General features: G+C 74.5%; 19 protein-coding genes. 8 read left to right on the top strand and 11 right to left on the bottom strand.

Annotated elements, in window-relative coordinates; translation table 11 throughout:
• Positions 1–8: 8 nt before the first annotated feature.
• Positions 9–989 (top strand): DUF3500 domain-containing protein, encoded by a 981-nt coding sequence (locus tag O7611_RS12395; protein WP_194801636.1) that lies wholly within the window; start codon positions 9–11, stop codon positions 987–989.
• Here the strand turns inward: O7611_RS12395 and O7611_RS12390 are convergent.
• From O7611_RS12390 to O7611_RS12365, 6 genes are all read right to left on the bottom strand, one after another.
• Positions 967–1,719 carry a class I SAM-dependent methyltransferase gene (locus O7611_RS12390; RefSeq protein WP_194801637.1) on the bottom strand — a complete coding sequence of 251 codons (753 nt, stop codon included), beginning with the start codon at positions 1,717–1,719 and terminating at the stop codon, positions 967–969. The two genes, O7611_RS12395 and O7611_RS12390, sit on opposite strands and share 23 nt — an antisense overlap.
• Positions 1,720–1,771: 52 nt before the next feature.
• Entirely contained in the window at positions 1,772–2,275 is a 504-nt protein-coding gene (locus tag O7611_RS12385) for a DUF2231 domain-containing protein (protein WP_194801638.1), read from the bottom strand.
• Positions 2,276–2,351: 76 nt separating this feature from the next.
• On the bottom strand, positions 2,352–3,068 hold the full coding sequence (locus tag O7611_RS12380) for a GAF and ANTAR domain-containing protein (protein WP_228532436.1): 717 nt from the start codon (positions 3,066–3,068) through the stop codon (positions 2,352–2,354).
• A gap of 203 nt (positions 3,069–3,271) precedes the next feature.
• Entirely contained in the window at positions 3,272–5,566 is a 2,295-nt protein-coding gene (gene secA2 / locus O7611_RS12375) for an accessory Sec system translocase SecA2 (protein WP_194801640.1), read from the bottom strand.
• Between the two features lie 155 nt (positions 5,567–5,721).
• Positions 5,722–6,810 carry a zinc-dependent alcohol dehydrogenase gene (locus tag O7611_RS12370; RefSeq protein WP_194801641.1) on the bottom strand — a complete coding sequence of 363 codons (1,089 nt, stop codon included), beginning with the start codon at positions 6,808–6,810 and terminating at the stop codon, positions 5,722–5,724.
• Positions 6,803–7,825: a Gfo/Idh/MocA family protein gene (locus O7611_RS12365; RefSeq protein WP_194801642.1), complete on the bottom strand. Its 1,023-nt coding sequence runs from the start codon at positions 7,823–7,825 to the stop codon at positions 6,803–6,805. The genes O7611_RS12370 and O7611_RS12365 overlap by 8 nt, the downstream gene beginning before the upstream one ends.
• Before the next feature lie 248 nt (positions 7,826–8,073).
• Here O7611_RS12365 and O7611_RS12360 point away from each other — a divergent pair, with 248 nt between their 5' ends.
• The 5 genes from O7611_RS12360 (at position 8,074) to ctaD (ending at position 13,788) form a co-directional block, all read left to right on the top strand.
• Positions 8,074–9,057, top strand: a complete 984-nt coding sequence (locus O7611_RS12360; RefSeq protein ID WP_269698087.1) for a glucosyl-3-phosphoglycerate synthase — start codon at positions 8,074–8,076, stop codon at positions 9,055–9,057.
• Positions 9,058–9,085: 28 nt separating this feature from the next.
• A complete protein-coding gene (locus O7611_RS12355) occupies positions 9,086–10,240 on the top strand; it encodes a glycosyltransferase (RefSeq protein ID WP_269696866.1) in 1,155 nt (384 codons plus the stop codon).
• A gap of 119 nt (positions 10,241–10,359) precedes the next feature.
• Positions 10,360–10,812: a DUF4383 domain-containing protein gene (locus O7611_RS12350; protein ID WP_269698085.1), complete on the top strand. Its 453-nt coding sequence runs from the start codon at positions 10,360–10,362 to the stop codon at positions 10,810–10,812.
• A gap of 153 nt (positions 10,813–10,965) precedes the next feature.
• Positions 10,966–11,697: an ATP-binding protein gene (locus O7611_RS12345; RefSeq protein ID WP_135239900.1), complete on the top strand. Its 732-nt coding sequence runs from the start codon at positions 10,966–10,968 to the stop codon at positions 11,695–11,697.
• A gap of 87 nt (positions 11,698–11,784) precedes the next feature.
• Complete coding sequence (gene ctaD, locus O7611_RS12340; RefSeq protein WP_194801647.1) at positions 11,785–13,788, top strand: aa3-type cytochrome oxidase subunit I; 2,004 nt, start codon at positions 11,785–11,787, stop codon at positions 13,786–13,788.
• Positions 13,789–13,888: 100 nt separating this feature from the next.
• Here ctaD and O7611_RS12335 read toward each other — a convergent pair whose 3' ends face one another.
• Both O7611_RS12335 and O7611_RS12330 read right to left on the bottom strand, forming a co-directional pair.
• Positions 13,889–15,022, bottom strand: coding sequence for a SigB/SigF/SigG family RNA polymerase sigma factor (locus O7611_RS12335; RefSeq protein ID WP_194801648.1), 1,134 nt, complete (start codon positions 15,020–15,022; stop codon positions 13,889–13,891).
• A gap of 243 nt (positions 15,023–15,265) precedes the next feature.
• Positions 15,266–16,675: a hypothetical protein gene (locus O7611_RS12330; protein ID WP_194801649.1), complete on the bottom strand. Its 1,410-nt coding sequence runs from the start codon at positions 16,673–16,675 to the stop codon at positions 15,266–15,268.
• Positions 16,676–16,845: 170 nt separating this feature from the next.
• Between O7611_RS12330 and O7611_RS12325 the strand changes: the two genes are divergently transcribed.
• A complete protein-coding gene (locus O7611_RS12325; RefSeq protein ID WP_194801650.1) occupies positions 16,846–17,070 on the top strand; it encodes a CDGSH iron-sulfur domain-containing protein in 225 nt (74 codons plus the stop codon).
• 110 nt (positions 17,071–17,180) lie between these two features.
• Here the strand turns inward: O7611_RS12325 and O7611_RS12320 are convergent, their stop codons facing one another.
• From O7611_RS12320 to O7611_RS12310, 3 genes are read right to left on the bottom strand one after another with little or no spacing between them, the layout of a single operon-like run.
• Positions 17,181–18,227 carry an iron-containing redox enzyme family protein gene (locus O7611_RS12320; RefSeq protein ID WP_269696865.1) on the bottom strand — a complete coding sequence of 349 codons (1,047 nt, stop codon included), beginning with the start codon at positions 18,225–18,227 and terminating at the stop codon, positions 17,181–17,183.
• A gap of 52 nt (positions 18,228–18,279) precedes the next feature.
• Positions 18,280–20,028 (bottom strand): thiamine pyrophosphate-binding protein, encoded by a 1,749-nt coding sequence (locus O7611_RS12315; RefSeq protein WP_194801652.1) that lies wholly within the window; start codon positions 20,026–20,028, stop codon positions 18,280–18,282.
• Positions 20,021–21,145, bottom strand: coding sequence for a baeRF2 domain-containing protein (locus tag O7611_RS12310; RefSeq protein WP_135239893.1), 1,125 nt, complete (start codon positions 21,143–21,145; stop codon positions 20,021–20,023). The genes O7611_RS12315 and O7611_RS12310 overlap by 8 nt, the downstream gene beginning before the upstream one ends.
• 151 nt (positions 21,146–21,296) lie before the next feature.
• Here O7611_RS12310 and O7611_RS12305 point away from each other — a divergent pair, with 151 nt between their 5' ends.
• Positions 21,297–21,836, top strand: a complete 540-nt coding sequence (locus O7611_RS12305; RefSeq protein ID WP_410054955.1) for a hypothetical protein — start codon at positions 21,297–21,299, stop codon at positions 21,834–21,836.
• Positions 21,837–21,855 lie beyond the last annotated feature (19 nt).

Genomic DNA, 21,855 nt, shown 5'->3' with positions numbered 1-21,855 from the left:
CAGGGACGGTGGAGGATCCCGTACCCGAGCAGATGCGCACGGCCGCCGCGGCGTTCCTGGCCGCGCTGGACGAGCCGGCCCGCGGCGCCGCCCGGCACGCCTTCGATGACGAGCCGGCCCGGCGGTGGCTGGAGTACCGGCCGCGGCCCCGGCCCGGCGTCGCGCTCGCCGGCCTGGACGTCGACGCCCACAAGGCCGCCCACCGGCTGCTCGCCACCGCGCTCAGCCCGGCCGCGTACGCCCAGGCCATGACCGTGATGGCGCTGGAGGAGGTGCTGGACCGGGCCGAGGACTGGCGGCGCGGCCGGCACAGCGGCGACTACTGGGTGGCCGTCTTCGGCGACCCGGCCCGCGACGACGACTGGGCCTGGCGGTTCGAGGGACACCACCTGTCGGTGAGCATGACGGTCGCCGACGACCGGGTCTCACCCGCGCCGGTCTTCCTCGGCGCCAACCCGGCCACCGTCCGGCACGCCGGCCGCCCGGTCTCCCGGCCCCTGGGCCCCGAGGAGGACCTGGCCCGCGAGCTGCTCGACGCGCTCGGACCGGCCGGCCGCTCCGCCGCGATCATCGCCGACGAGGCGCCCGCCGACATCATCAGCGCCACCCGGGCCACCGCGCCGGGACGGCTCGACCCGCTCGGCGTACCCCGGGGGCGGCTGCGGCCCACCGGCCGGGCGCTGCTCGACCGGCTGGTCGCGCTCTACCTGGACCGGCTCCCGCCGGAGCTGGCGGCCCGGGAGGCCGACCGGCTCGACGGCGGCGAGCTGCACTTCGCCTGGGCCGGCCCGGTCGAGCCGGGCCGGCGGCACTACTACCGGGTGCAGGGCGACGACCTGCTGATCGAGTACGACAACACCACCGACGACGGCAACCACGCGCACACCGTGCTGCGCCGCCCGGCCGGTGACTTCGGCGCCGACGTGCTGGCCGCGCACCACGCCGCCGCCCACCGGCCCGGCCCGCTCAGTCCCGGCGCGCCTCGATGAGGAAACGGCGGGCGTACGCGACGAACGGTCCCTCGGCGCGGATCCGCTCGTCCAGGCGGCGCAGCTCGTCGGTGTAGCGGCCGACGGTGAAGCCGGGCACCGTCCAGACCACCTTGCGCAGGAACCAGACCACCGCGCCGATGTCATGGAAGACGGCACGCAGCGTGGCCTCACGCAGGTCGACCACCGTCAGCCCGGCGGCCCGCGCTTCGGCGACCGCCGCCTCCGGATGGCGGTGCTCCGGCGGCGGCAGCGGCCCGAGGACGGCCTCGCTGAGCTCCCGCATCGTGCCGGGGCCGATCTGCTGGGACAGGTAGGCGCCGCCGGGTCGCAGCACCCGGGCCACCTCGCCCCACCAGGTGTGCACCGGATGACGGCTCACGACCAGATCGAAGGCGGCGTCCCGGAACGGCAGCGGCGGGCGGTCGCCCACCCGCACCACGGACGCGCCGAGCGGGCGCAGGTGGCGCCGGGCCACCGGCACGTTCGGCGGCCACGCCTCGGTGGCGACCAGCAGCGGCGGCGGCGCGGGCACCTCGGCCAGCACCTCTCCCCCGCCGGTGTCGATGTCCAGCGCCGCGTTCACGGCGGCCATCCGTTCGCCGACCAGGCGCGCGTACCCCCAGGGCGGGCGCTCCTCGGTGGCGCGGCCGCGCAGCCAGTCGAAGCCCCAGCCCTCGACCGGCGCCGCCTCGGCTTCGGCTACCAGTTCCTCGAACGTGCCGACCATGCCCGTGAGCCTGCCGCCCGGCGGTGGCTGCGGCAACGCATTTCCGCAGGGGTCAGAACGGGCGCGGGCGGGCGATCTCGACTGTGGACCCGGCGGGCACGTCGCCGAACGTCTCGAAGCCGCTCGGCTCGGCGGCCCGGTCGAACTGCTGCATCAGCCGCGCGCCCAGGGCCACCCCGACCGCGCCGACGGCGAGCGCAACGAGTTCGGCGGCGAGCAGGGCGCCGTTCGCGCCCCGCTGCGGCGCGTTCGCCCGGATCAGGCAGGACAGCAGGAAGAGCGCCGCCATGACGGCGTTGACCAGGTTGAACGTCAGCACGGTCCGGCTGGTGCGCCCGGCGCGGACGTCCCACAGGTCGACCAGGCCGGCGACTGTGGTGAGCCCGGCGGCGACGAGCGCGGCCACGGCGGTCCAGTAGCCCACCTCGCCGAGGAACGCCGGGCCGCCGGCCACGTCGGCCAGGTCGAAGACCGCGGCGCAGACGAACAGGCCGAACGGGAACGTGACAAGCATCGGTTGAATGGGATGCCCCTGCACCCGCAGTCGGCTCTGCATCGCTTCCTCCCCAGGTCGGCGCAGCTCACCAGTCCAGAGTGCTACCCGAGGTGCCGCGGGGTGAAACGACTGTCGCTCAGTTGTCCCGGGGCCGGGAGACGGTCAGCACGAGCCTCTCGGCCACCTCGCGCAGCGGGATGTCCAGCGAGGACGCGGCGCTGCGCAGCACCCGCAGGGCCTCCGGGGCGGGACAGCCACGCTGCGTCATGATCACGCCGACGGCCTGCCCGACCACGCCCTCGGCCAGCAGCGAGTCGTCGATCTCACCGGCCCGGGAGGCGGCCCGCTCGCGGTCACGCGCGGCGGCCAGCAGCAGACCGGCGTGCTCGGCGAGCAGCATCGCGGTGAGCTGGTGCCGGGGGGTGAGCGCGTCGGGCGCCTCCGCGTACAGGTTGATCGCGCCGATCACCTGCTCGTCCACGTCGACCGGGGCGGAGATCACCCCGTGCACGCCCAGCGCGCGGGCCCGCTCGCTCCAGGCCGGCCAGCGCGTCTCGTCGGGCAACCCGCCCGCGATGATCATCTCCCGGCGGCGGATCGCCGTCATCGCCGGTGTGTCCGGGCCGTGCCGCAGGTCGTCCAGCTCGGCCCGGTCCGGGTCGGAGGCGGCCACCCCGGCGGGCTCACCGGCGCGCAGCGCGGTGAAGCCGCAGCAGTCCACGCCCGGCACGGCGTCGCGGGCGATCCGGACCAGGCGGTCAAGCGCCTCGTCGAACCCGGCCGCACCGATCAGGCCGGCGGTCAGCTCGCGCAGCAGCGCGGCCGTCTCCAGCACACCGAGGTTGTCGATCATGGGTTGGCGCGTGTCGAGGTTCACCGGGCCGGGGCCTCCACCGTCCCCGCGTGCGTCCGCGCGGTCTCCCCGTCCGGCACCGTTGCCTGTCCCATGTCCGTCCCTCCTGTGGCCGGGCCCCGGCCTACTACCCTCGCAGACCGCAGGCGAAACCGCGCAAAAAGGCCCCTCCCGGTCGCACCGGAAGGGGCCTTCGGCGCGGGTCAGCGCGACCCGGAGATGAGCCGCCGACCCACCGAGGCGATCAGCCGGTCCAGCTCCGAGCCGAACGGGTTGTCGTGCACGAGGTAGGTCCAGGTGGCGGTCGGGCGCACCAGCTTCGACGAGTCCGGCTCCCAGCCCTCGTCGAACTCGGTCTCCTCGAACGTGGCCACGGTCCGCGTCTCGATCTCGGGCACCAGCGCGTTGAACGCCGGCACCGCGCTGCGGTGGAACTCGTCGAGCGGGTCGAGCCGGCCCAGCGCCCGCAGGTGCACGCCCTCGCGTACCTCGGACAGCTCGGCCAGGTGGTCGGCCCAGAGCCGGTCCAGGTGGTAGAGGGCGATCTTGCGGGCCACGTCGGCGAGCAGGTCCTCGTCCATGTCGCCGGCCTTCTCCGGCACCCGCTCCAGCAGCATCAGCGCGGCGATGTCGCTGGTCAGCAGCCGCTCCCGGCGCTCGGCCAGCGCCTTGCGCTGCTGCTCGATCACCTGGCTGTAGCGCCACGTGTTGCGGTGGATCTCGTGGTTGACGCCCTCGGCGACCCGCTGGGCGTGCTCCACCGCGTAGTCGACCTGCGGGTCGGTGACCAGACCGTCGGCGTTCATCCGGGGCGAGGCCGGCACGGTGTCGCCGGCGTGCCGGACCACCAGGTCGTCCTCCAGGCTGACGAAGAACACCGACCCGCCCGGGTCGCCCTGCCGGCCGGCCCGGCCGCGGAGCTGGTCGTCGACCCGGCGGCTGTCGTGCCGGCCGCTGCCGATCACGTACAGGCCGCCCAGCTCCGCCACCCGGTCCCGGTCGGCCTGGTCGCTGCCGCCCAGCCGGATGTCGACGCCCCGGCCGGCCATCTGGGTGGAGACCGTCACCGCGCCGTACGCGCCGGCCTCCGCGATGATGCCGGCCTCCTCGTCGTCGTTCTTGGCGTTGAGCACCACGCACGACACGCCGGCGGCGTTGAGCGCGGCGGCCAGCCCCTCGGACTCCTTGACGTCGAGCGTGCCGACCAGCACCGGCCGCCCCGCCTCGTGGCAGCGCGTGATCTCGTCGACCAGCGCCTCCTCCTTCTCGGCGCGGGTGGCGTAGATCCGGTCCGGCTCGTCCTCGCGGACGCAGGGGGTGTTCGGCGGGATCACCGCGACCTCGAGGCCGAAGAACTCGCGGAGCTGGTCGCCGACGAGCACCGCGGTCGCGGTCATGCCGCAGACCGTCGGGTAGAGCGCGATGTACGCCTGCACGGTGATCGTGCCCAGCACCTCGCCCTCGGCGGTGGCGTCCAGGCCCTCCTTCGCCTCGACCGCGGCCTGCAGCCCGTCCGGCCAGCGGCGGCGCTGCGCGACCCGGCCGCGCATCTCGTCGATCAGCTCGACCGAGTCGTCCCGGACGATGTAGTCCACGTCGCGGTGCAGCAGGGCGTGCGCGTGCAGCGCCACGTTCACCGCGGAGAGCTGCCCGACGTGCTCCTCGTCGTACAGGTCGATGCCACCGAGCTTGGCCTCGACGGTGGCCAGGCCGACCGAGGTGAAGGCGACGCTGCGGCCGTCCTCGGCGATCGTGTAGTGCTTGCCCTTGCGCAGGCCGCGCACCAGCGCGGCGGCCGCGTGCACCGGATCCTGCTCGCCGCCAACCGCGCCGGCCAGCACCATCGGCACCCGGGCCTCGTCGATCAGGATCGAGTCGGCCTCGTCCACGATCGCGGTCTTCAGCGCCGGCTGCACCCGGTCGGCCAGGTCGGTGACGAGCTGGTCGCGCAGGAAGTCGAAGCCGGCCTCGCTGACCGAAACGTAGGTGACGTCGCAGCCGTACGCGGCACGCCGCTCGTCGGGCGTGGACGCCTCGTTGACCCAGCCGACGGTCAGGCCGAGCAGGTCGTAGACGGGCGTCATCCACTCGGCGTCGCGGCGGGCCAGGTAGTCGTTGACGGTGAGCACGTGCACCGGGCCGTTGCCCAGCCGCACGTGGCCGTACGCGGCGACCGTGGCGGTGAGCGTCTTGCCCTCACCGGTGGCCATCTCGGCGACCTTGCCGGACAGCAGCGCCATCGCGCCGAGCAGCTGTACGTCGTAGGGGCGCTGGTCGAGCCCGCGCCGGGCCGCCTCGCGGCCGATCGCGCAGATCTCCTCGTACCCCGTGGCCCGGCCGGCGGCCTCGGTCAGCTCGGCGTCGGAGAGCTGCTCCAGGTCCGCCTCGCGCGCCTCGATCGCCGGCAGCAGCTTCTCCAGCGGCGCCAGGTCGACTGTCGTCCCCGGGCGCTGGAGGAACCGGCGGAACCTGGTCTTCAACCGTTGCGACACACCCATGAGCGGCAACGGTACGCGAACCGGAGCCGATTGTGACCCCCGCCCACCGCGCGTCTCCCGCCCACCGTCCGCCCGCTTCCGTCGATCATGAGGTTGACAGCATGTCGTGTCCGTTTTGTCGCCGTCAACCTCATGATCGACGCCCTGGGAGGGGGTCAGGGGGTGAGGACCACCTGGAGTTCGGTGCGGCGGCGGTCGGCGAGGTCGGTCAGCAGGGTGGGGGCCTCGTCCAGGGGGACCACCGCCGAGATCAGGTGCTTGCGGATCACGTCGCCGTACTGGCGCAGCAGCTCCACCGTCTCCGCCGACAGCCGCTCCCGGTCCCAGGTGGGGGCCAGCCCGCGCGGCACCCGGCCGATCTGCGCGCAGCGCAGCGACAGCCCGTTGTGGTGGAACTCCTCGCCGAGCCGGACCGCGTCCGCACCGGCCTGGTAGAACGCCAGGTCGATCACCGTGCCCTGCGGGCGCAGCAGGCGCAGCGCGAGCTGCAACGCCCAGTCCTGCCCCCGGCACTGGAAGACCACGTCGGCACCCCGGTCCCCGGCCGCGTGGTTCCACCGCGTCTTGAGCACCACCGCCGGGTCGTCCGCGTCCGGGTCGAGCGTGTCCAGACCGAGCGCCTCGGCGACCTGCCGCCGGGCCGGTGTCGGGTCGACCACCACCACCGAGGCGGCGCCGTGCCGGCGGGCGAACAGCGCGGTCAGCAGCGCCACCACGCCGCCGCCGACCACCGCCACCCGGCGTCCGCGTACGCCGTCACCGAGCGTGCGCACGTCGGTGCCGCACAGGTCGGCGGCGGCGTGCAGCAGCCCGTTGGCGCAGATCGGGCCCATGTGCGCGACGTACACGCCGAGCAGCGGATCCAGGTCGTCGGGCAGCGGCACGAACCGTTCGGTGAGCGGGTCGGCCACCCAGCCGCTGCGGTGCCCGTACGTCATGGCGCCGACCTCGCCCACCGCGACGGCCGGGGTACGGCTGGCCACCACGCGTCCGACCTGCATGTAGCCGAGCCGGGTCACCGGGTACGGCGTGCTCGCCTCCCCGGGGCGGAACAGCCCGAGCGCGGCGTCCCAGGTGACGTGCAGGTACGGGTTGGTGCCCTTGACGAAGCTCAGTTCGGTGCCGGCGGAGACACCGCTGTAGAGCGTCTCCACCCGGAACGTGCCCTCGCGCAGCTCCGGCGCGTCCAGTTCGGCCAGCTCCACCCGGCCGGGACCGCCGACCACCACCACCCGGTCACGCATCGACGCTCACCCCCGCGTCCGCGACCGCCGCGGTGAGCCGGGCCGCCGGGCCGGTCGGCAGCGCCACCGGCCGCCCGGCACGCGCCGACTCGGCCACCGCGAGGGCCAGCCGGTGGGTGCGCAGCGCCTCGGCGTACGGCACCCGCACGTCGTCGCCGAGGCCGCACACGGCATCGACGAACGCCCGGTCGACGGCGACCCGCGCGGCGTCCGGGTCGGCGGACACGTGCCGCTCGCCGTCGGCGTCACGCACGGTCAGGCCGTCCTCGGCCAGCCACATCGCCAGCCCGTCGGCGAGGATCTCCACGCCGGCCCGGTGCTTCCAGCCCAGCACGCAGGACGCGGCGAGCGTGCCGACCGCGCCGGAGCCGAACCGCAGCGTGGCCGCGGTCACCGAGTCGATGTCGGCGCCGTCGACCGGCGGCGGGGTGCCGTCGCCGTACGCGGTCACCTCGACCGCCTCACCGGCCAGCAGCCGGACCAGGTCCAGCACGTGCGCGGCCTGCTCGACGACCGGGCCGCCGGAGCGGTCCCGCCGCGCCCACCACGCCACCGGCGGCACCTTGTCCAGCCAGGCGCCGTTGACCATCCGCACCGGACGGCCGGCGAGCAGCCGCCGGGCCTCCTCCACCACGTGCAGGTAGCGCCAGTGGTGGCCGACGCCGGTGAGCAGCCCGCGCTGCTCCACGAGCGCGGCGACCCGCTCGGCGGTCTCCAGGTCGATCGCCACCGGCTTCTCCACGAACATCGGCACGCCGGCGGCGACCACCGCCTCCTCGACCGGGCCATGCGCGAACGGCGGCACGCACACGTACACCGCGTCCGGGCCGGCCGCGAGCAGCTCGTCCACGTCGCGGAACACCCGCCCGCCGTACGTGCCGGCGAGCGCCCCCGCCGCGTCCGGCGCGACGTCCGTCACACCGAGCAGCTCCACGTCCTCGAAGCCCGTGAGCACCCGGGCGTGGCGTTGCGCCACCCCACCGGCTCCGACTAGTCCCACCCGGCAGGTACGCATCCGACCAACCCTCTCGCCACGACTGGAAGACTTCGGTCACCACTCCCCCCGGCGGCCGCGCGCGAAACGCCGCCGGGGGGCGCAACGCAACGTTCATCTGCCCGGAACCGCCCGGTACGCACCTGGTGATCAGGTTGTTGGGCAAGATCCGGTTAGCGCAGATGCGGGATTGGGAAAACCATGGTTCGCGATTCCACCACTAATGGGGGGTGCCCGTGCGGGAATCAGATTCGACCGTCTCACCTGTGGTGGAGGCGTGGGCCACGTATCGCACCAGCACCGCCGCCGACTGGCCGGCGCGACGACTGGTCCGGGCCAAGGGCGCGAGCCGGGTCAGCGTGGTGCTGCCGGCCCGCAACGAGGAGGCGACCGTCGGCGCGATCGTGTCGACCGTCCGGGAACACCTGATGGACCGCGTGCCGCTCGTCGACGAGCTGATCGTGGTGGACTCCCGGTCCACCGACCGGACCGCGCAGGTGGCGCGCGCGGCCGGCGCCGAGGTGGTAAGCCAGGACGCGATGACGCGCGGGCTGCCCCGGCTGGCCGGCAAGGGCGACGCGCTCTGGGCCGGGCTGGCCGCCGCCGAGGGGGACGTGGTCGCGTTCGTCGACGCCGACCTGCGCGAGTTCCGGCCGCACTTCGTGACCGGGCTGCTCGGGCCGCTGCTGACGGACCCGAGCGTGGAGTTCGTGAAGGGGTTCTACCACCGGCCGCTTGTCGGTGCGACAAGTGTGGAGCCCGACGGCGGCGGGCGGGTGACGGAGCTGATGGCCCGGCCGCTGCTGAACCTGTTCTGGCCGGAGCTGGCCGGTTTCGTGCAGCCGCTCGCGGGCGAGTACGCCGGCCGCCGCGAGGTGCTGGAGCGGGTGCCGTTCGTCACCGGGTACGGCGTCGAGACGGCCATGCTGATCGACCTGCTGGAGCTGGTCGGGCTGGACGCGCTGGCCCAGGTGGACCTGGGTGAGCGCAAGCACCGGCACCAGGACACCGCCGCGCTGGGCCGGATGTCCGCGCAGATCATGCTGACCGCCTGGTCGCGGCTGCAACGGCGCGGGTGGGCGGCGCCGGGGGTGGCGCCGACCGCGCTGCTGACCCAGTTCCGCCGGGGCGGCTCCGAGGCGCTGCCCAATCTGGACCGCGAGATCGTCGTGAACGACGTGTCGGTGCAGGAACGCCCGCCGCTGGCGCAGATGCGCAACCGCCTTCCCCGCCGCCGGGTGGCGGCCGCATGAACAGCAAGAACACCGGAGAGGACAGCGCATGACGCTCACCGTGCTGATGAACGCCGGGCCGTGGCTGTCCGTGCCGCCGCCCGGCTACGGCGGGATCGAGAACGTGATCGCCACGCTGGTGCCGGAGCTGCGCCGGCTGGGCATGCGGGTGGTGCTGGCCTCGGTGGAGAGCAGCACGCTGCCGGTGGACGAGCGGATCGCGGTCTTCCCGGACGGCCAGTTCCACGCCTTGCAGCGGCCGTACAACCAGGTCTGCGGCGTCTCCCAGGCGCACCTGTCCGAGGTGGTGCGGGCGCTGCACGCCCGCGACGACATCGACCTGGTGCACGACCACGTGGAGGCGGTCGGTCTGGCCACGCTCGCCGCGATGGGCCCGGACGCCCCGCCGGTGCTGCACACGCTGCACTGGGACCTCGCCAAGCACCCGGAGCTGTACGGCAACCTCGACGGCGGCGAACGGGTACGGGTCAACGGCGTGTCCGCCTCGCAGCTGGCCCGCGCGCCGGAGGCGCTGCGCGCGCACTCGGTGGGACACGTGCACCTGTCCACCCCGCTCGCCGTGGACGCGGACCGGCACGCGCCGGTGGCGAAGGGCGACCATGTGGTGATCCTCGGCCGGATCAACCCGGGCAAGGGGCAGGACCTGGGCGCCCGGCTGGCGCAGGAGACCGGCTTCCGGCTGGTCCTGGCCGGGCCGGTCGGCCCGTACCACCGCCCGGAGGATCTGGCCGCGGCCGGCGACGAGGCCCGGCAGAACCCGGACGTGCGTTTCTTCTACGACCACGTCGCGCCGCACGTGGACGGCGACCGGGTGCGCTGGGTCGGCACGGTCGCCGGCCGGGAGCGCGACGACCTGGTCGCCTCGGCGCGGGCGTCGCTGTTCCCGCTGCGCTGGGAGGAGCCGGGTGGCACGGCGGTGGTCGAGTCGCTGTCACTCGGTACGCCGGTGGTGGCCACCTCCCGCGGCTGCCTGCCGGAGCTGATCGAGCACGGCCGCACCGGCCTGCTCACCGGCGACGAGCGGGAGCTGGGTGATCTGGTGCTCGCCTCCGACGGGCTGGAGCCGGCCGAGTGCCGGCGGGAGGCGGCCCGGCGGTTCACCCCGGCCCGGATGGCACAGCGGTACGTGGAGCTGTACGACCGGGTCCGGGCGGGCGCGACGAAGCCGCTGCAGCCCGCCTGATCCCCCGCGAGCACGTCCACCGGCCCGGCCGTCCCGCGCGGCCGGGCCGGCGTTTGCCCCCGCCGGCCGCGGGAAACCGGCGCTTCCGCGGTGGCGAGGAGGCCGGCGTGACGAATTCGATGGCGCACTCCCGGGCGCGGCGCAACCCGGCCGACGGGCGGGCGCCGGTACGCCGGGTCGCCTCGGGGTTGGCCGTGCTCCTGCTGCTGCTCGGCGCGCTGGGTTTCGTGCCGGGCGTCACCAGCCACTTCGCGGATCTGCGCGTCGCCGGGCCGGGTTCCGGCGCCCGGCTGTTCGGTGTGTTCCAGGTCTCGGTGGTGCACAACCTGGTGCACCTGGTGCTGGGGGTGGCCGGGCTGGTGCTGGCCCGTACCGTCAGCGGCGCCCGCGCGTTCCTGGTCGGCGCCGGCGCGGTCTACCTGGCGCTGTGGCTCTACGGGCTGGCGGTCGACCGGCGCGACGCGGCGAACGCGCTCGCGGTCAACCGGGCCGACTCGTGGCTGCACCTGCTGCTGGGTGCCGCCATGCTGGCGCTGGGGCTGCTCGCGTCGCGGCGCGGGGAGCGCCGCTGACCTGCGCCCCGGCGGCCCCGATGCCCGGTTTCGCCGGTCCGGGGCGCGGGTACGTCCGTAGTCCTCCGGCTGTGGGAGGCGGCGACCGCCCCGGCCGGGCGGCCCTCCCCCGACGAGGGCGACCCTCCCCGACGAGAAGGAAACGAGGCGGCGATGGTGACCCGGATCAGGTGCGAGGTCCGCGACGAGTCGCCGGTCACTGTCGTACGGCTGGCCGGAGCGCTCGACCTGGGCACGATGCGCGCGGTGCACGAGGTGCTCGACAGCTGCCTCGCCGCGCAGCCGGACGCCCTGGTGGTCGACCTGGAGGAGATCGAGGTCGGCGAGCCGCTGGCGCTGTCCGTCTTCGCCGCCGCCGCCCGCCGGGCCGCCGACTGGCCGGCGGTGCCGATGGTGCTCGCCGCTCCCTGCGCCGAGACGGCAGCGTGGCTGAACGAGACCACCGCCTGCCGGGTGGTGCCGGTGCGCCGGGACTGCGCCGAGGCGACGGCGCTGGCCGGTGCGGCGGCGTCGCCCCGGCTGCGGGCCCGGCTGGAGCCGGTCGCCGGCGCCTGCCGGCGGGCCCGGGAGCTGGTCACCGAGGCGTGCGGCAGGTGGAACGTGCCGGAGCTGGCCGGCCCGGCATCGCTGGTGCTCAGCGAGCTGGTCGGCAACGTGGTGCGGCACGCCGGCACCCCGATGCAGGTGACGCTGACGCTGCGCCGGCCGTACCTGCGGGTGGCGGTGATGGACGGCAGCCCGGCCGACGCGCGCGCCGCGAGCAGCCGTGACCCGCGTGCGGAGGGCGGCCGCGGGCTGATGCTGGTCCGCGAGCTGACCCAGCGCTGGGGCAGCACGCCGGTCGGCGCCGGCAAGGTCGTCTGGGCCATGCTCCCGGCTAATTGACCGAATTCTCCGCTCTCGCCTGGTTACATGGGCAGAGGGCCGGGTACGCCCGCCCGTCCTGTCTGTCGTCACACGGGGTGAGAAGCCATGCCCAAGCGGGTAGTCACGGAACCGGCACGAGACCGGGGGCCCGCGATCCTCGCGCCGGCCCGGTTCGGGGGATTCCCCGGGCCCGTACGGGAGGCGGTGAAGGGCAACGCGCTGTGGCGGTTGCTGCGCACCACCGACGCCAAGCAGATCGGCCTGCTCTACCTGGTCACGTCGTTCGGATACTTCATCGTCGGCGGGATCCTGGCGTTGATCATCCGGGCGGAGCTGGCCCGGCCGGGGATGCAGATCGTCTCCCCGGAGCAGTACAACCAGATGTTCACCATGCACGGCACGGTGATGCTGCTGCTGTTCGCCACCCCGCTGTTCTTCGGGTTCGCCAACTACCTGGTGCCGCTGCAGATCGGCGCCGCCGACGTGGCGTTCCCCAGGCTGAACGCGTTCGCGTACTGGCTCTACTTCCTGGGCGCGCTGATGGTCGTGGGCGGGTTCGCCACCCCGGCCGGCGCGGCGGACTTCGGCTGGACCGCGTACACGCCGCTGAGCACCTCGCAGCACTCCCCCGGCGTCGGCGGGAACCTGTGGGTGGTCGGCCTGGCCGTGTCCGGCCTGGGCACGATCCTCGGCGCGGTCAACCTGATCACCACGATCGTGACGCTGCGCGCCCCGGGCATGACCATGTTCCGGATGCCGATCTTCACCTGGAACGCGCTGCTCACCAGCGTCCTGGTGATCTTCGTGTTCCCGCTGCTGGCGGCCGCGCTGATGGCGCTGGCCTCGGACCGGCTGCTGCACTCGCACGTGTACGACTCGACGACCGGCGGGCCGATGCTCTGGCAGCACCTGTTCTGGTTCTTCGGTCACCCCGAGGTGTACATCATCGCGCTGCCGTTCTTCGGCATCATCACCGAGATCATCCCGGTGTTCTCCCGCAAGCCGATCTTCGGCTACACCGGCCTGGTGCTCGCCACCATCGCCATCACGGTGCTGTCGATGACGGTCTGGGCGCACCACATGTTCGCCACCGGCCAGGTGCTGCTGCCGTTCTTCAGCATCCTGAGCTTCCTGATCGCGGTGCCGACCGGGGTGAAGTTCTTCAACTGGATCGGCACCATGTGGAAGGGACAGATCACGTTCGAGACGCCGATGCTGTTCGCCGTCGGCTTCCTGGTGACGTTCCTGCTCGGTGGCCTGACCGGGGTGCTGCTGGCCAGCCCGCCGGTGGACTGGCACGTCACCGACACCTACTTCGTGGTGGCGCACTTCCACTACGTGATGTTCGGGACGATCGTGTTCGCCGCGTTCGGCGGGCTCTACTTCTGGTTCCCGAAGATGACCGGGCGGCTGCTCGACGAGCGGCTCGGCAAGATGCACTTCTGGACCATGTTCATCGGCTTCCACGCCACCTTCCTGGTGCAGCACTGGCTGGGCAACGAGGGCATGCCCCGCCGGTACGCCGACTACCTGCCCGGCGACGGCTTCACCACGCTGAACACGATCTCCAGCATCGGCTCGTTCGTCCTCGGCGCGTCCACCCTGTTCGTGATCTGGAACATCTGGAAGTCGTGGCGGTACGGCGCGATGGTCACCGTGGACGATCCCTGGGGCTTCGGCAACTCGCTGGAGTGGGCCACCACCTGCCCGCCGCCGCTGCGCAACTTCGACCGGATGCCGCGCATCCGCTCCGAGCGGCCCGCGTTCGACCTCAAGTACGGCCCGCTCGTGTCCGACCTGGGCCGGGACCTGCCGCAGCGCACCACGAAACCGCCGCAGAGCTTCAGCGAGGAGTTGCACCACGAGCGGCACGTGCCGGAGTCGCCATCGGCCGGCGGCGCGTACGGCGCGCGCGAGGCGGTGGACTACCAGCCCGCGCCGCAGTCCGGCGCCCGTCCGGTGGAGGTGCCGGAGCCGGAGGAGGTGCGCCGGCCCAGCTTCGAGGAGACCGACGAGCCCGAGGGCAGCGCGCTCAACGCCGAGCGCGACGAGCAGCCGAACGACAGGTGGCGGCACCCGCGCGGGCACGGGGACACCCCGGAGAACTGAGACATCGCAGGAGGGCCGGCGCCGTCGGGCGCCGGCCCGCTCGTCGTACGCCTCGCGCCGGCTCCCGTGGTGGGGGGCCGGCGCGGTACGTGCGGTGGGGTCAGTCGGCGGCCGGCAGTCCGGCCGCGGCCAGCGATCGGCGCACCGCCGGCTGCACCCGGGTCAGCCGCAGTGGCACGCCGGTACGCGCGGCGGCCTCCCGGCCGGCCATCAGCGCGGCGATCCCGCCGGCGTCGAAGCCACCGGCACCCACCAGGTCGACCACCACCTCGCGGGGTTGCCCGGTGACCGCCTGGAGCACGGCCCGGCGCAACTGGTCCGCGCCGGCCCGGTCCACCTCGCCGCCGACCTCGACGACCACCCGGTCGCCGTTCTGCTTCACCGAGATCCGCGCCTTGCCCGGTTCGGCCTCGGCCGCGCCGTTCTGCCAGGGCGGCGGCGCCTCGGCCAGCATCGCCTGACGCAGCCAGGTCAGCGCCCGCGACAGCAGCCGGGACACGTGCATCTGCGAGATGCCGAACCGGGCGGCGATCTCCGCCTGGGTCTGGTTGCCGTAGAAGCGCATCGCCAGGATGCGGCGCTCCCGCCAGGGCAGCCGGTGCAGCAGGCCGCTGACGGTGACCCGGTCGTCGACGGACTCCAACGCGTGGTCGGACTCACCGACCAGATCGCCGAACTCGGCCGAGCTCTCCCCGCCCACCGGCGCGTTCAGCGACGCCGGGCTGTAGCCGGCGGCCGACTCCAGCGCGGCGAGGATCTCCTCCTCCGGCGTCTCCAGCCGGGCGGACAGCTCGGCCACCGTGGGCGCGCGGGACAGCTCGCTGGTCAGCGTCGCCGTCGCCTGTCCCACCTCGAGGATCAGGTCCCGCAACCGGCGCGGCACGTGCACGCCCCAGGTGCGGTCGCGGAAGTGCCGTTTGATCTCGCCGACGATGGTGATGGCCGCGTACGCGGTGAACGAACCGCGTTCCGGGTCGTACCTGTCGACGGCGTTCACCAGGCCGAGACGGGCCACCTGTTCCAGGTCCTCCAGCGGCTCACCGCGCCCGCGGTAGCGGCGGGCGAGCCGGCCGGCGAACGGCAGGGCGAACCGGACCAGGTCGTCCCGCGCCTCCTGCCGCCGCTCCGGTGGCAGGCCCTCGATCCGGGCCGCGTACGCGAGCGCCGCCGCGTCCAGGTCCTCCAGACCCCGGTCGGTGGTCGGTGGTGTGGGTGTGGTGGTCTGTCCGAACATCCGCGCCCCCTCGCCGAAGAGCCCCCGCCCGGTCGGAACCGGTCGTGCGCGTGGTCGGACCACGCACCGGGTGAGGAAGTTGGGTTACGTGACGGATACGTCGAAAGCGGTGGCTGCCCGCCGCACGGCGTCGTGGGCCGTTTCGCGGCGAGCGGTCTTCCCGCTCCGTAGGTACTCAATCACGGACCGCAGGATCGCGAGGAAGTTTCGCCAGGTTGGCCGGCAGCCGGTCCCGGCGGCGGTTCAGGAGACCAGCAGGCCCTGGTGTGCGCCCGCGTCCCGCAGCGCGGTGAGGGCCTCGGCCATCCGCAGCGGCGGTGGTGCGGGCAGGTCGCAGGGCTGGTTGCGCAACACCTCCGTGGCACGTCGGGTGGGTACCGAGGCGACCGGGTAGCCGCGCGCGGCGCCCCGGTCGAGGGCCCGCCGCTTGCGCCCGAAGCCGGCCACCGCCAGCCACTGGGGCAGCCCCGCGGACGCGGGCGAGCGCAGGCCGGGCGGCTCGGGCAGCACATCCACCGAGGTGAACGGCTCGCTGCCGGCCAGCCACCACTCGACGCCGGCGACCCGCCGCGCGGTGGCGTTCTCGCACCAGTACGGCACCAGGCCGGCCCGCAGCACCTGCGCCGGGTCGAGCAGCCGGCCGCACTCCACCACCAGCCGGTTGCCGGTCTTGCCGGCCCGTCGCAGCCAGCGCCGGTACAGGTCGGCGGTCACCGCGCTCAGCGCGTCCGGCTGCGGCACGACCACCCGGTGCAGCGGATGCCCGTACCGGTCGCCGAGACAGCGGGCGTCGTGCTCGAAACCGGACTCCACGCCGTGTTCGGCGAACGCGCCCGCCACCGTGACCTCCGGCGCCGCCCAGCGCGTCTCGTCGCCGCCGGCGGCGCGCAGCACCTGGCCGAGCGCGCGGGCGTCCGGGTGGAAGTCGACCGGGTCGAGGCCGCCGGCCGGGCAGCCGGCCTGGAAGCTGTGCCCGTCGCCGCCGTCGCGGACCGGCCAGGTGCGGGCGTCGTGCAGCAGCAGCACCGGCGCGGCCGGTTCCAGCCGGTCGGCCAGGAAGCGCGCGTACGCCTCCGGCAGGGTGCGCCAGCGCACCGCGAACGTCACCGCCGCGCCGGCCACCGCGCCCCGGCTGGCCGGGCAGTGCACCTGGCGGACGTGCACGCGCGGGTTGCCGTCGAGCAGCCGGGCGGCCAGCGTGGCGCCGTGCGCGTACGCGGCGTCGGGGCGGTCCACCGCCCCCCGGGCCCATTGCCCGGCCAGTTCGAACCCGGCCGGGAGCCAGGGCACGCCGAGCGCCGCCGCGAGGTGGACGGCGGCGCCGTGCGGCGACCCGAGCACCACGCCGGGGAAGCGCCGCTCCGGGTACTGATCGGCGAACCATCCGGCGACCCGCTCGGCGTCCACGGCGGCGATCTGGCCGGCGGTGAGCGCCGCCCGCCCGGCGGCCCGGAGGGTGGCGGCGCGGCGTACCGGCTCGGGCGCGCCGGTGAGGCGGGACAGCGCGCCCGGGTGGCCGAGGTCGCCGCAGTCGTCGCCGCGCAGCGCCCGGGCGGTCGCGGCGACCAGGATCCGGGCTGCACTGCCGGCCGCCACCACCCGCTCCACGGGCAGGCCCGCGCCGCCGGCCCGTTCGACTCGTTCGCTCACCACGCGGCCCGGCTTCCCGTCCCTCTGGGGTCTAAACGGGGCATCTCCCCACGGGTCAGGACCAAGGCCCGCCCGGTACCGGCACCGCCCGCCACACCCAGGTACGCCGTCGCGCCGCGTGCCCGCCGTCGCGGGCGGGTTTGGGCCGGACCGGGACGGGCACTGCACGGCGCATGCCCGACGACGAGAGCACCCCGGCGGCGACCATCACCCCGTACCGGGACGGACCCCTGCTGGTACGCGGCGACTTCGCGCTCGTCACGCCCGAGGGCAAGCCGATCGAGACGCGCCGGGGCACGGTGGCGCTGTGCCGGTGCGGTAAGAGCGCGATCAAGCCGTTCTGCGACGGCACGCACAAGGTGGCCGGTTTCCGGGCCGGCAGCGACCGCTCACCCTGACCCCCGCGCCCCTTCCCCCGCGATCTTGCACTTTGCGACCCGGCAAACGTAGCGAAACGGGCATCCTGAGGGCCCGAACTGCAAGATCGCGAGGGGCGGGGCGGGGCGGGTCAGGCTGCGGCCAGGGTCTCGGCTCGCGGGCGCAGGGACGACTCGCCGGCGGACCAGGCGGTGAGCAGGTGCGCGGCGAACAGGGCGTCCAGCGCCAGCGCGGCGGCGGCCCCGAACAGGACGTCGGACGCGAGCGCCGGCTCCGCCCGGACCAGCCCGCCGCACATGTCGTACGCGGCGATCTGCTCGTGCACGGCGTCGGCCTCGACGTGCTCGTCGTAGAAGCGCGTGGCGACCGCGTCGAAGCCGAGCCGGCGCAGCCCGTTGCCGTAGCGGCGGTTCGGCAGCGACGAGGTCATCTCGTACGCGGCCAGGTGCCCCAGCAGCGCGCCGCGCAGCCGTCGGTGCAGGCCGAACAGCGACATCAGGTTGTTCGTCGCCAGCGTCACCGCCGGCACCCGGTCCAGGTGGGCGGCGTAGCCGGTGTCCAGGCCGAGCCGGTCCATCGTGGTGCGGAACAGCTCGGCGTGCATCAGGTCCAGCCGGCCGTTGCCGTACTCGTCGGTCTGGATCTCCACCAGCGCCGCCTTCGCCGGGCCGCCGAGCCGGGGCAGCGCCCAGCTGTGCGGGTCGGCCTCGCGCAGGTGGTAGATCGAACGGTGGACGACGAACTCGCGGAACCGGTCGAGATCCGCGCGGCGTTGCAGCGTGGCGGCCAGCGGCGGGCCGTCGTCGGCCGCCACCAAATCGGCCAGTGCACCAGGCACGCCGGCCGGCAGCACCGCCGGCGGCGGGCCGGCCAGCTCCCGCAGCGCCGCCTCGAACGGCCGCTCGGCGCGGACGCGCAGCGCCAGCAGCGACGGCTCCCACTCCCACGCCTCGTCCACGCCGGCCCAGCCCCGGTAGTGCAGCTCGTAGCAGAGGAACAGAGTGAGCTGGAGGTCGTCGTCGGTCAGCGGCGCGGCCAGCGCGCCGAACCCCGCGCCCAGCCCGCCCGGCAGCTCGCGCGGAGCGCCGCGCAGCGCGGCCAGCAGCGCGGCGGAGACCGGCCCGCGCGCCGCGGGCAGCGGAGCGGGGCCGTAACGGCTGTCGGCGGCGACGGACATGGTGACCTCCCGGGACGGTTGCGCCCGGTCGCAGTGCCCCGCCCCGATGCCGCTAAACGACTTCGTCGGCCGCGATGGCCTCGGTCTGGATCACCCGCTCCCGCACCCGGCGGGCCGCGTCCCCGTCGGCCACCAGGCCGCGCAGGTCGGCCAGCGCCGGTTCGGGCGCGTCCAGCGGCACGGCCGGGTCCACCACCGCCTCCAGGACGGCGGGCCGGTCGGCCGCCAGCACCTCGTCCCAGGCGGGTCCGACCAGGTCCGGCCGGTCCACCCGGACGCCGTGCAGCCCGAGCAGGCGGGCCCACCCGGCGTACGGCACCTCGGGCCCCCGCTCCCCCGGTGACCGGCCGCCGCCGACGCCGGACTGGTCCCTGTTGTTCAGCACCAGCACGATCAGCCGCGGATCGCGCCACCGCGTCCAGTGGTGCGCCACAGTGATCAGCTCGGCCAGGCCGTTGAGCTGCATCGCGCCGTCACCGAGCAGTGCGAGCACCGGCTCGTCCGGGCGGGCCAGCTTGGCCGCCACCGCGTACGGCAGGGCGCAGCCCATCGAGCCGAGCGTGCCGCACAGCCGGGCCTGCACCCCCGGCGGCAGTTCCAGGTGCCGGGCGTACCAGTAGACGACCGAACCGACGTCGACGGCGACGCCGGCGTGCCGGGGCAGCCGGGTGGACAGCTCACGCAGCACGAGCCGCGGGTCGACCGGATCGGCGGGCGTGGCGGCGCGTTCGGCGGCGGCCTCACGCCACCGGTCCACCATCTTCTCCACCATGCCGCGCCACTCGCGGTGGGGATTCTCCGACACCCGGGCCAGCAGCGCCCGCAGCGTCTCGGCGGCGTCGCCGACCAGCGGCACGTCCACCGGGTAGCGGGTGCCGATGCGCCGGCCGTCGATGTCGATCTGGATGGTGCGTACCTGGCCCGGCATCGGGAACCAGTCGGTCCACGGATCGTTGGTGCCGATCATCAGCAGCGTGTCGCAGGAGCCCATGAGCTGCGCGGCGGCGGTGGTGCCGACCTCGCCGAGCACGCCGGTGTGGAACGGCAGCCGCTCGTCGAGCACCGGCTTGCCCAGCAGCGACGTGGCCACGCCCGCGCCGAGCCGGTCGGCGAGCGCGACGATCTCCTCGGCCGCGCCGTGCGCGCCCTGGCCGACGAGCATCGCCACCCGCCGCCCGTTGCCGAGCAGCGAGGCGGCGGCGTCCAGGTCGGCGTCGTGCGGCAGCACCCGGGCCAGCGGCTCGCCGGGCGTCGCGGTGACCACCCCGGCGGTCTGCGGCAGCAGGTCCGGTACGGCGGTGACCTGCAACGCGCGCGGCAGCACCACGCAGGTCGGGCTGCGGGTCGCCGCAGCGGTACGGAACGCCTGGTCGAGCAGCGCGGGCACCTGTTCCGGGCTGCGGCCGTAGCGGACGAACTGGTTGCACACGTCGCCGAAGAGGCGGCTCAACCCGATCTCCTCGTGCGCGCCGCCGAGCGGGCCGGTGACGTCCTCGCCGATGATCGCGACCACCGGCTTGCTGTCGAGCTTGGCGTCGTAGAGCCCGTTGAGCAGGTGCACCGCGCTCGGACCCTGGGTCGCCAGGCACACCCCGACGCCGCCGGTGAACTTCGCGTGCCCGGTGGCCATGTACGAGGCGGTCTCCTCGTGCCGGGCGGGGACGAAGACCGGATCCCCGCCCGCGTCGTCGAGCGCGCCCACCAGCGGGGCGATCGCCGCGCCCGGACAGCCGAACACCCGCGGCACCCGCCAGGCCCGCAGGCGTTCGACCACCAGGTCGGCGACGATGCGCTCAGCCATTACCCCGCCCCGGCGTGCTCGCGTCGACGTAGCGCAGCACCGCGCCGACCCCGTCGGTCAGCTCCGGCGCCTCCTCGGGCGCGAGCACCGTCAGGTCCGCGTCGGTACCGATCAGCGCGCGCAACAGTGCCGCGTCGGCGCGTACCCGCTGGGGGTCGGCCACCGACATGCCGGCCAGCTGCCCCGGGTCGGTGGCGATCTCGGTCGGCTCGGGGCCCACCCACAGCTCGCCGTCGGCCGACGGGTCGTCCACGATGAGCATGGTGTCGACCTGGTTGCGTTGCAGCGCGGAGACCACGGCGTCGAGCCCGGCGCCGACGTCCTCCTGGACGCCGAAGCGGTCCAGCGCGGCGGCGATCCGCCGGTCGGCGACCTCGGCGACGGTCTGCACGGTGATGTCGTCCATCAGCGTGTCGTCGGCGCCCACGTCGCGGGCACCCGCGTCGGTGCGCACCAGCACGTCCTGCCAGCGGGCGGGGAGCTGGGCGGCGATCATGCCGGTGGCCCGGACGTCCCCGGCCACCACGACGACGTCCGCGCCGACGCGCTCGGCCAGGTCGGCGGTGGCCGCGGCGGCGTCACCGGCGTTCTGGTGCCACGCCTCCATCGCGGCGCGCTGGTAGCGGGACTGCGACCAGCCGCCCGGCTGCACCCGGCGCAGCTGGCGGCTCTGCCCGCCCTGCACCTGGGCCCGCCGGGGCACCCCGCCGGCGCTGACCGCCATCGCGTCCGCGCCGGTACGGTCGGCCAGCACCCGCACCCAGGCCACCTGCTCGCCCCGCTGGGCCACGAGCGGCATGGTGTGCGGCAGCGCCGACCAGCTCGCCAGGTCACGCAGCGGCGGTGCGGACAGGTACTCGGTGAGCACCACGCGGCCCCGGCTGGCGAACACGGCGATGCCGTAGTCGCCGGGCATCGGCTGGTGCCGGCGGACGACCTCCTCCACCGCCTCGACGGTGACCGGGTCGGCGCCCTGCCCCAGCAGGTCGCCCTTGAGGGCCCGCCAGCGCAGGTCGACCTGCGCTCGCGCGTCCTGGGTGTCGCGGGAGGCGTCCATGTACACCGAGCACCACGGCCCGGGACGGTCGTAGAGCGGGCGCAGGAAGGACAGCTGCATGCTCGACCCCTTTCCGGCTCGGCCGCACGCATACCCGCGCCCCGGCGGAGTTCACCTGCCGGCCGCCCGGGCGTGACCACCGTTCATTCACGTCGTTCAACCCGAAGGGCCGATACCATCTGTGCACGGCACGGGACTCTCGGTGGTGAACATGGATACGGAGTTGTACACCCGACGCGTCGTCCACCCGACGGAACGCGTCGTCACCGGGCGTCTGGTCCGGTTGATGGAGGGTTACGCCCGGGAGGTCCGGGTCGGGCAGCCCGCGCTGGTCGCGGTGCTCACCGCCGCGGGGGTGGTGGGGCTGCTGCTGAAGGTGGTGCGCGCGTTGCTCAGCAGTGGCGGCGGCGGGGCCCGGCGCAGCTTCAAGGAGCTGAAGAAGGGGCCGGAGTTCCTGGTCACCCCGGTCCGGGTCCGCGACGCCACCGGCCGGCTGGTCGAGGTCGAGTTGCACGGCCACCTGCCGCAGAGCGCGCTGCACCCCGGCGACCACGTCCAGCTCACGCTGCGGGCGCAACGCGACGAGGACCTGCCGCCGCGGATCGAGCGGATCGTCAACCTGACCACCGGGCAGCTGCTCACCCCGCGTACGGCCACGCTCTGGTCGCACCTGGGTCCGGCGCTGCTGCTCCAGGCGATGCTGGGCGCCGTGCTGCTGTTCGGCGTGGCCGCCTGCTCGGCGCTCACCTAGGTTTCCCGGCCGCCGGTGG

It is taken from the genome of Micromonospora sp. WMMC273, from assembly GCF_027460285.1.
Taxonomy (GTDB): Bacteria; Actinomycetota; Actinomycetes; order Mycobacteriales; family Micromonosporaceae; genus Micromonospora; species Micromonospora aurantiaca.
Note: the sequence above shows the minus strand (reverse complement) of the source record. Positions and strands in the feature narration are given on the sequence as shown.

Excerpts from the sequence above, each read along its gene's own strand:
- O7611_RS12390 (WP_194801637.1), bottom strand. The coding sequence starts at position 1,719 with ATGGTCGGCACGTTCGAGGAACTGGTAGCCGAAGCCGAGGCGGCGCCG.
- O7611_RS12385 (WP_194801638.1), bottom strand. The coding sequence starts at position 2,275 with ATGCAGAGCCGACTGCGGGTGCAGGGGCATCCCATTCAACCGATGCTT.
- O7611_RS12380 (WP_228532436.1), bottom strand. The coding sequence starts at position 3,068 with ATGATCGACAACCTCGGTGTGCTGGAGACGGCCGCGCTGCTGCGCGAG.
- secA2 (WP_194801640.1), bottom strand. The coding sequence starts at position 5,566 with ATGGGTGTGTCGCAACGGTTGAAGACCAGGTTCCGCCGGTTCCTCCAG.
- O7611_RS12370 (WP_194801641.1), bottom strand. The coding sequence starts at position 6,810 with ATGCGTGACCGGGTGGTGGTGGTCGGCGGTCCCGGCCGGGTGGAGCTG.
- O7611_RS12365 (WP_194801642.1), bottom strand. The coding sequence starts at position 7,825 with ATGCGTACCTGCCGGGTGGGACTAGTCGGAGCCGGTGGGGTGGCGCAA.
- O7611_RS12355 (WP_269696866.1), top strand. The coding sequence starts at position 9,086 with ATGACGCTCACCGTGCTGATGAACGCCGGGCCGTGGCTGTCCGTGCCG.
- O7611_RS12350 (WP_269698085.1), top strand. The coding sequence starts at position 10,360 with ATGGCGCACTCCCGGGCGCGGCGCAACCCGGCCGACGGGCGGGCGCCG.
- O7611_RS12345 (WP_135239900.1), top strand. The coding sequence starts at position 10,966 with ATGGTGACCCGGATCAGGTGCGAGGTCCGCGACGAGTCGCCGGTCACT.
- ctaD (WP_194801647.1), top strand. The coding sequence starts at position 11,785 with ATGCCCAAGCGGGTAGTCACGGAACCGGCACGAGACCGGGGGCCCGCG.
- O7611_RS12335 (WP_194801648.1), bottom strand. The coding sequence starts at position 15,022 with ATGTTCGGACAGACCACCACACCCACACCACCGACCACCGACCGGGGT.
- O7611_RS12325 (WP_194801650.1), top strand. The coding sequence starts at position 16,846 with ATGCCCGACGACGAGAGCACCCCGGCGGCGACCATCACCCCGTACCGG.
- O7611_RS12320 (WP_269696865.1), bottom strand. The coding sequence starts at position 18,227 with ATGTCCGTCGCCGCCGACAGCCGTTACGGCCCCGCTCCGCTGCCCGCG.
- O7611_RS12315 (WP_194801652.1), bottom strand. The coding sequence starts at position 20,028 with ATGGCTGAGCGCATCGTCGCCGACCTGGTGGTCGAACGCCTGCGGGCC.
- O7611_RS12310 (WP_135239893.1), bottom strand. The coding sequence starts at position 21,145 with ATGCAGCTGTCCTTCCTGCGCCCGCTCTACGACCGTCCCGGGCCGTGG.
- O7611_RS12305 (WP_410054955.1), top strand. The coding sequence starts at position 21,297 with ATGGATACGGAGTTGTACACCCGACGCGTCGTCCACCCGACGGAACGC.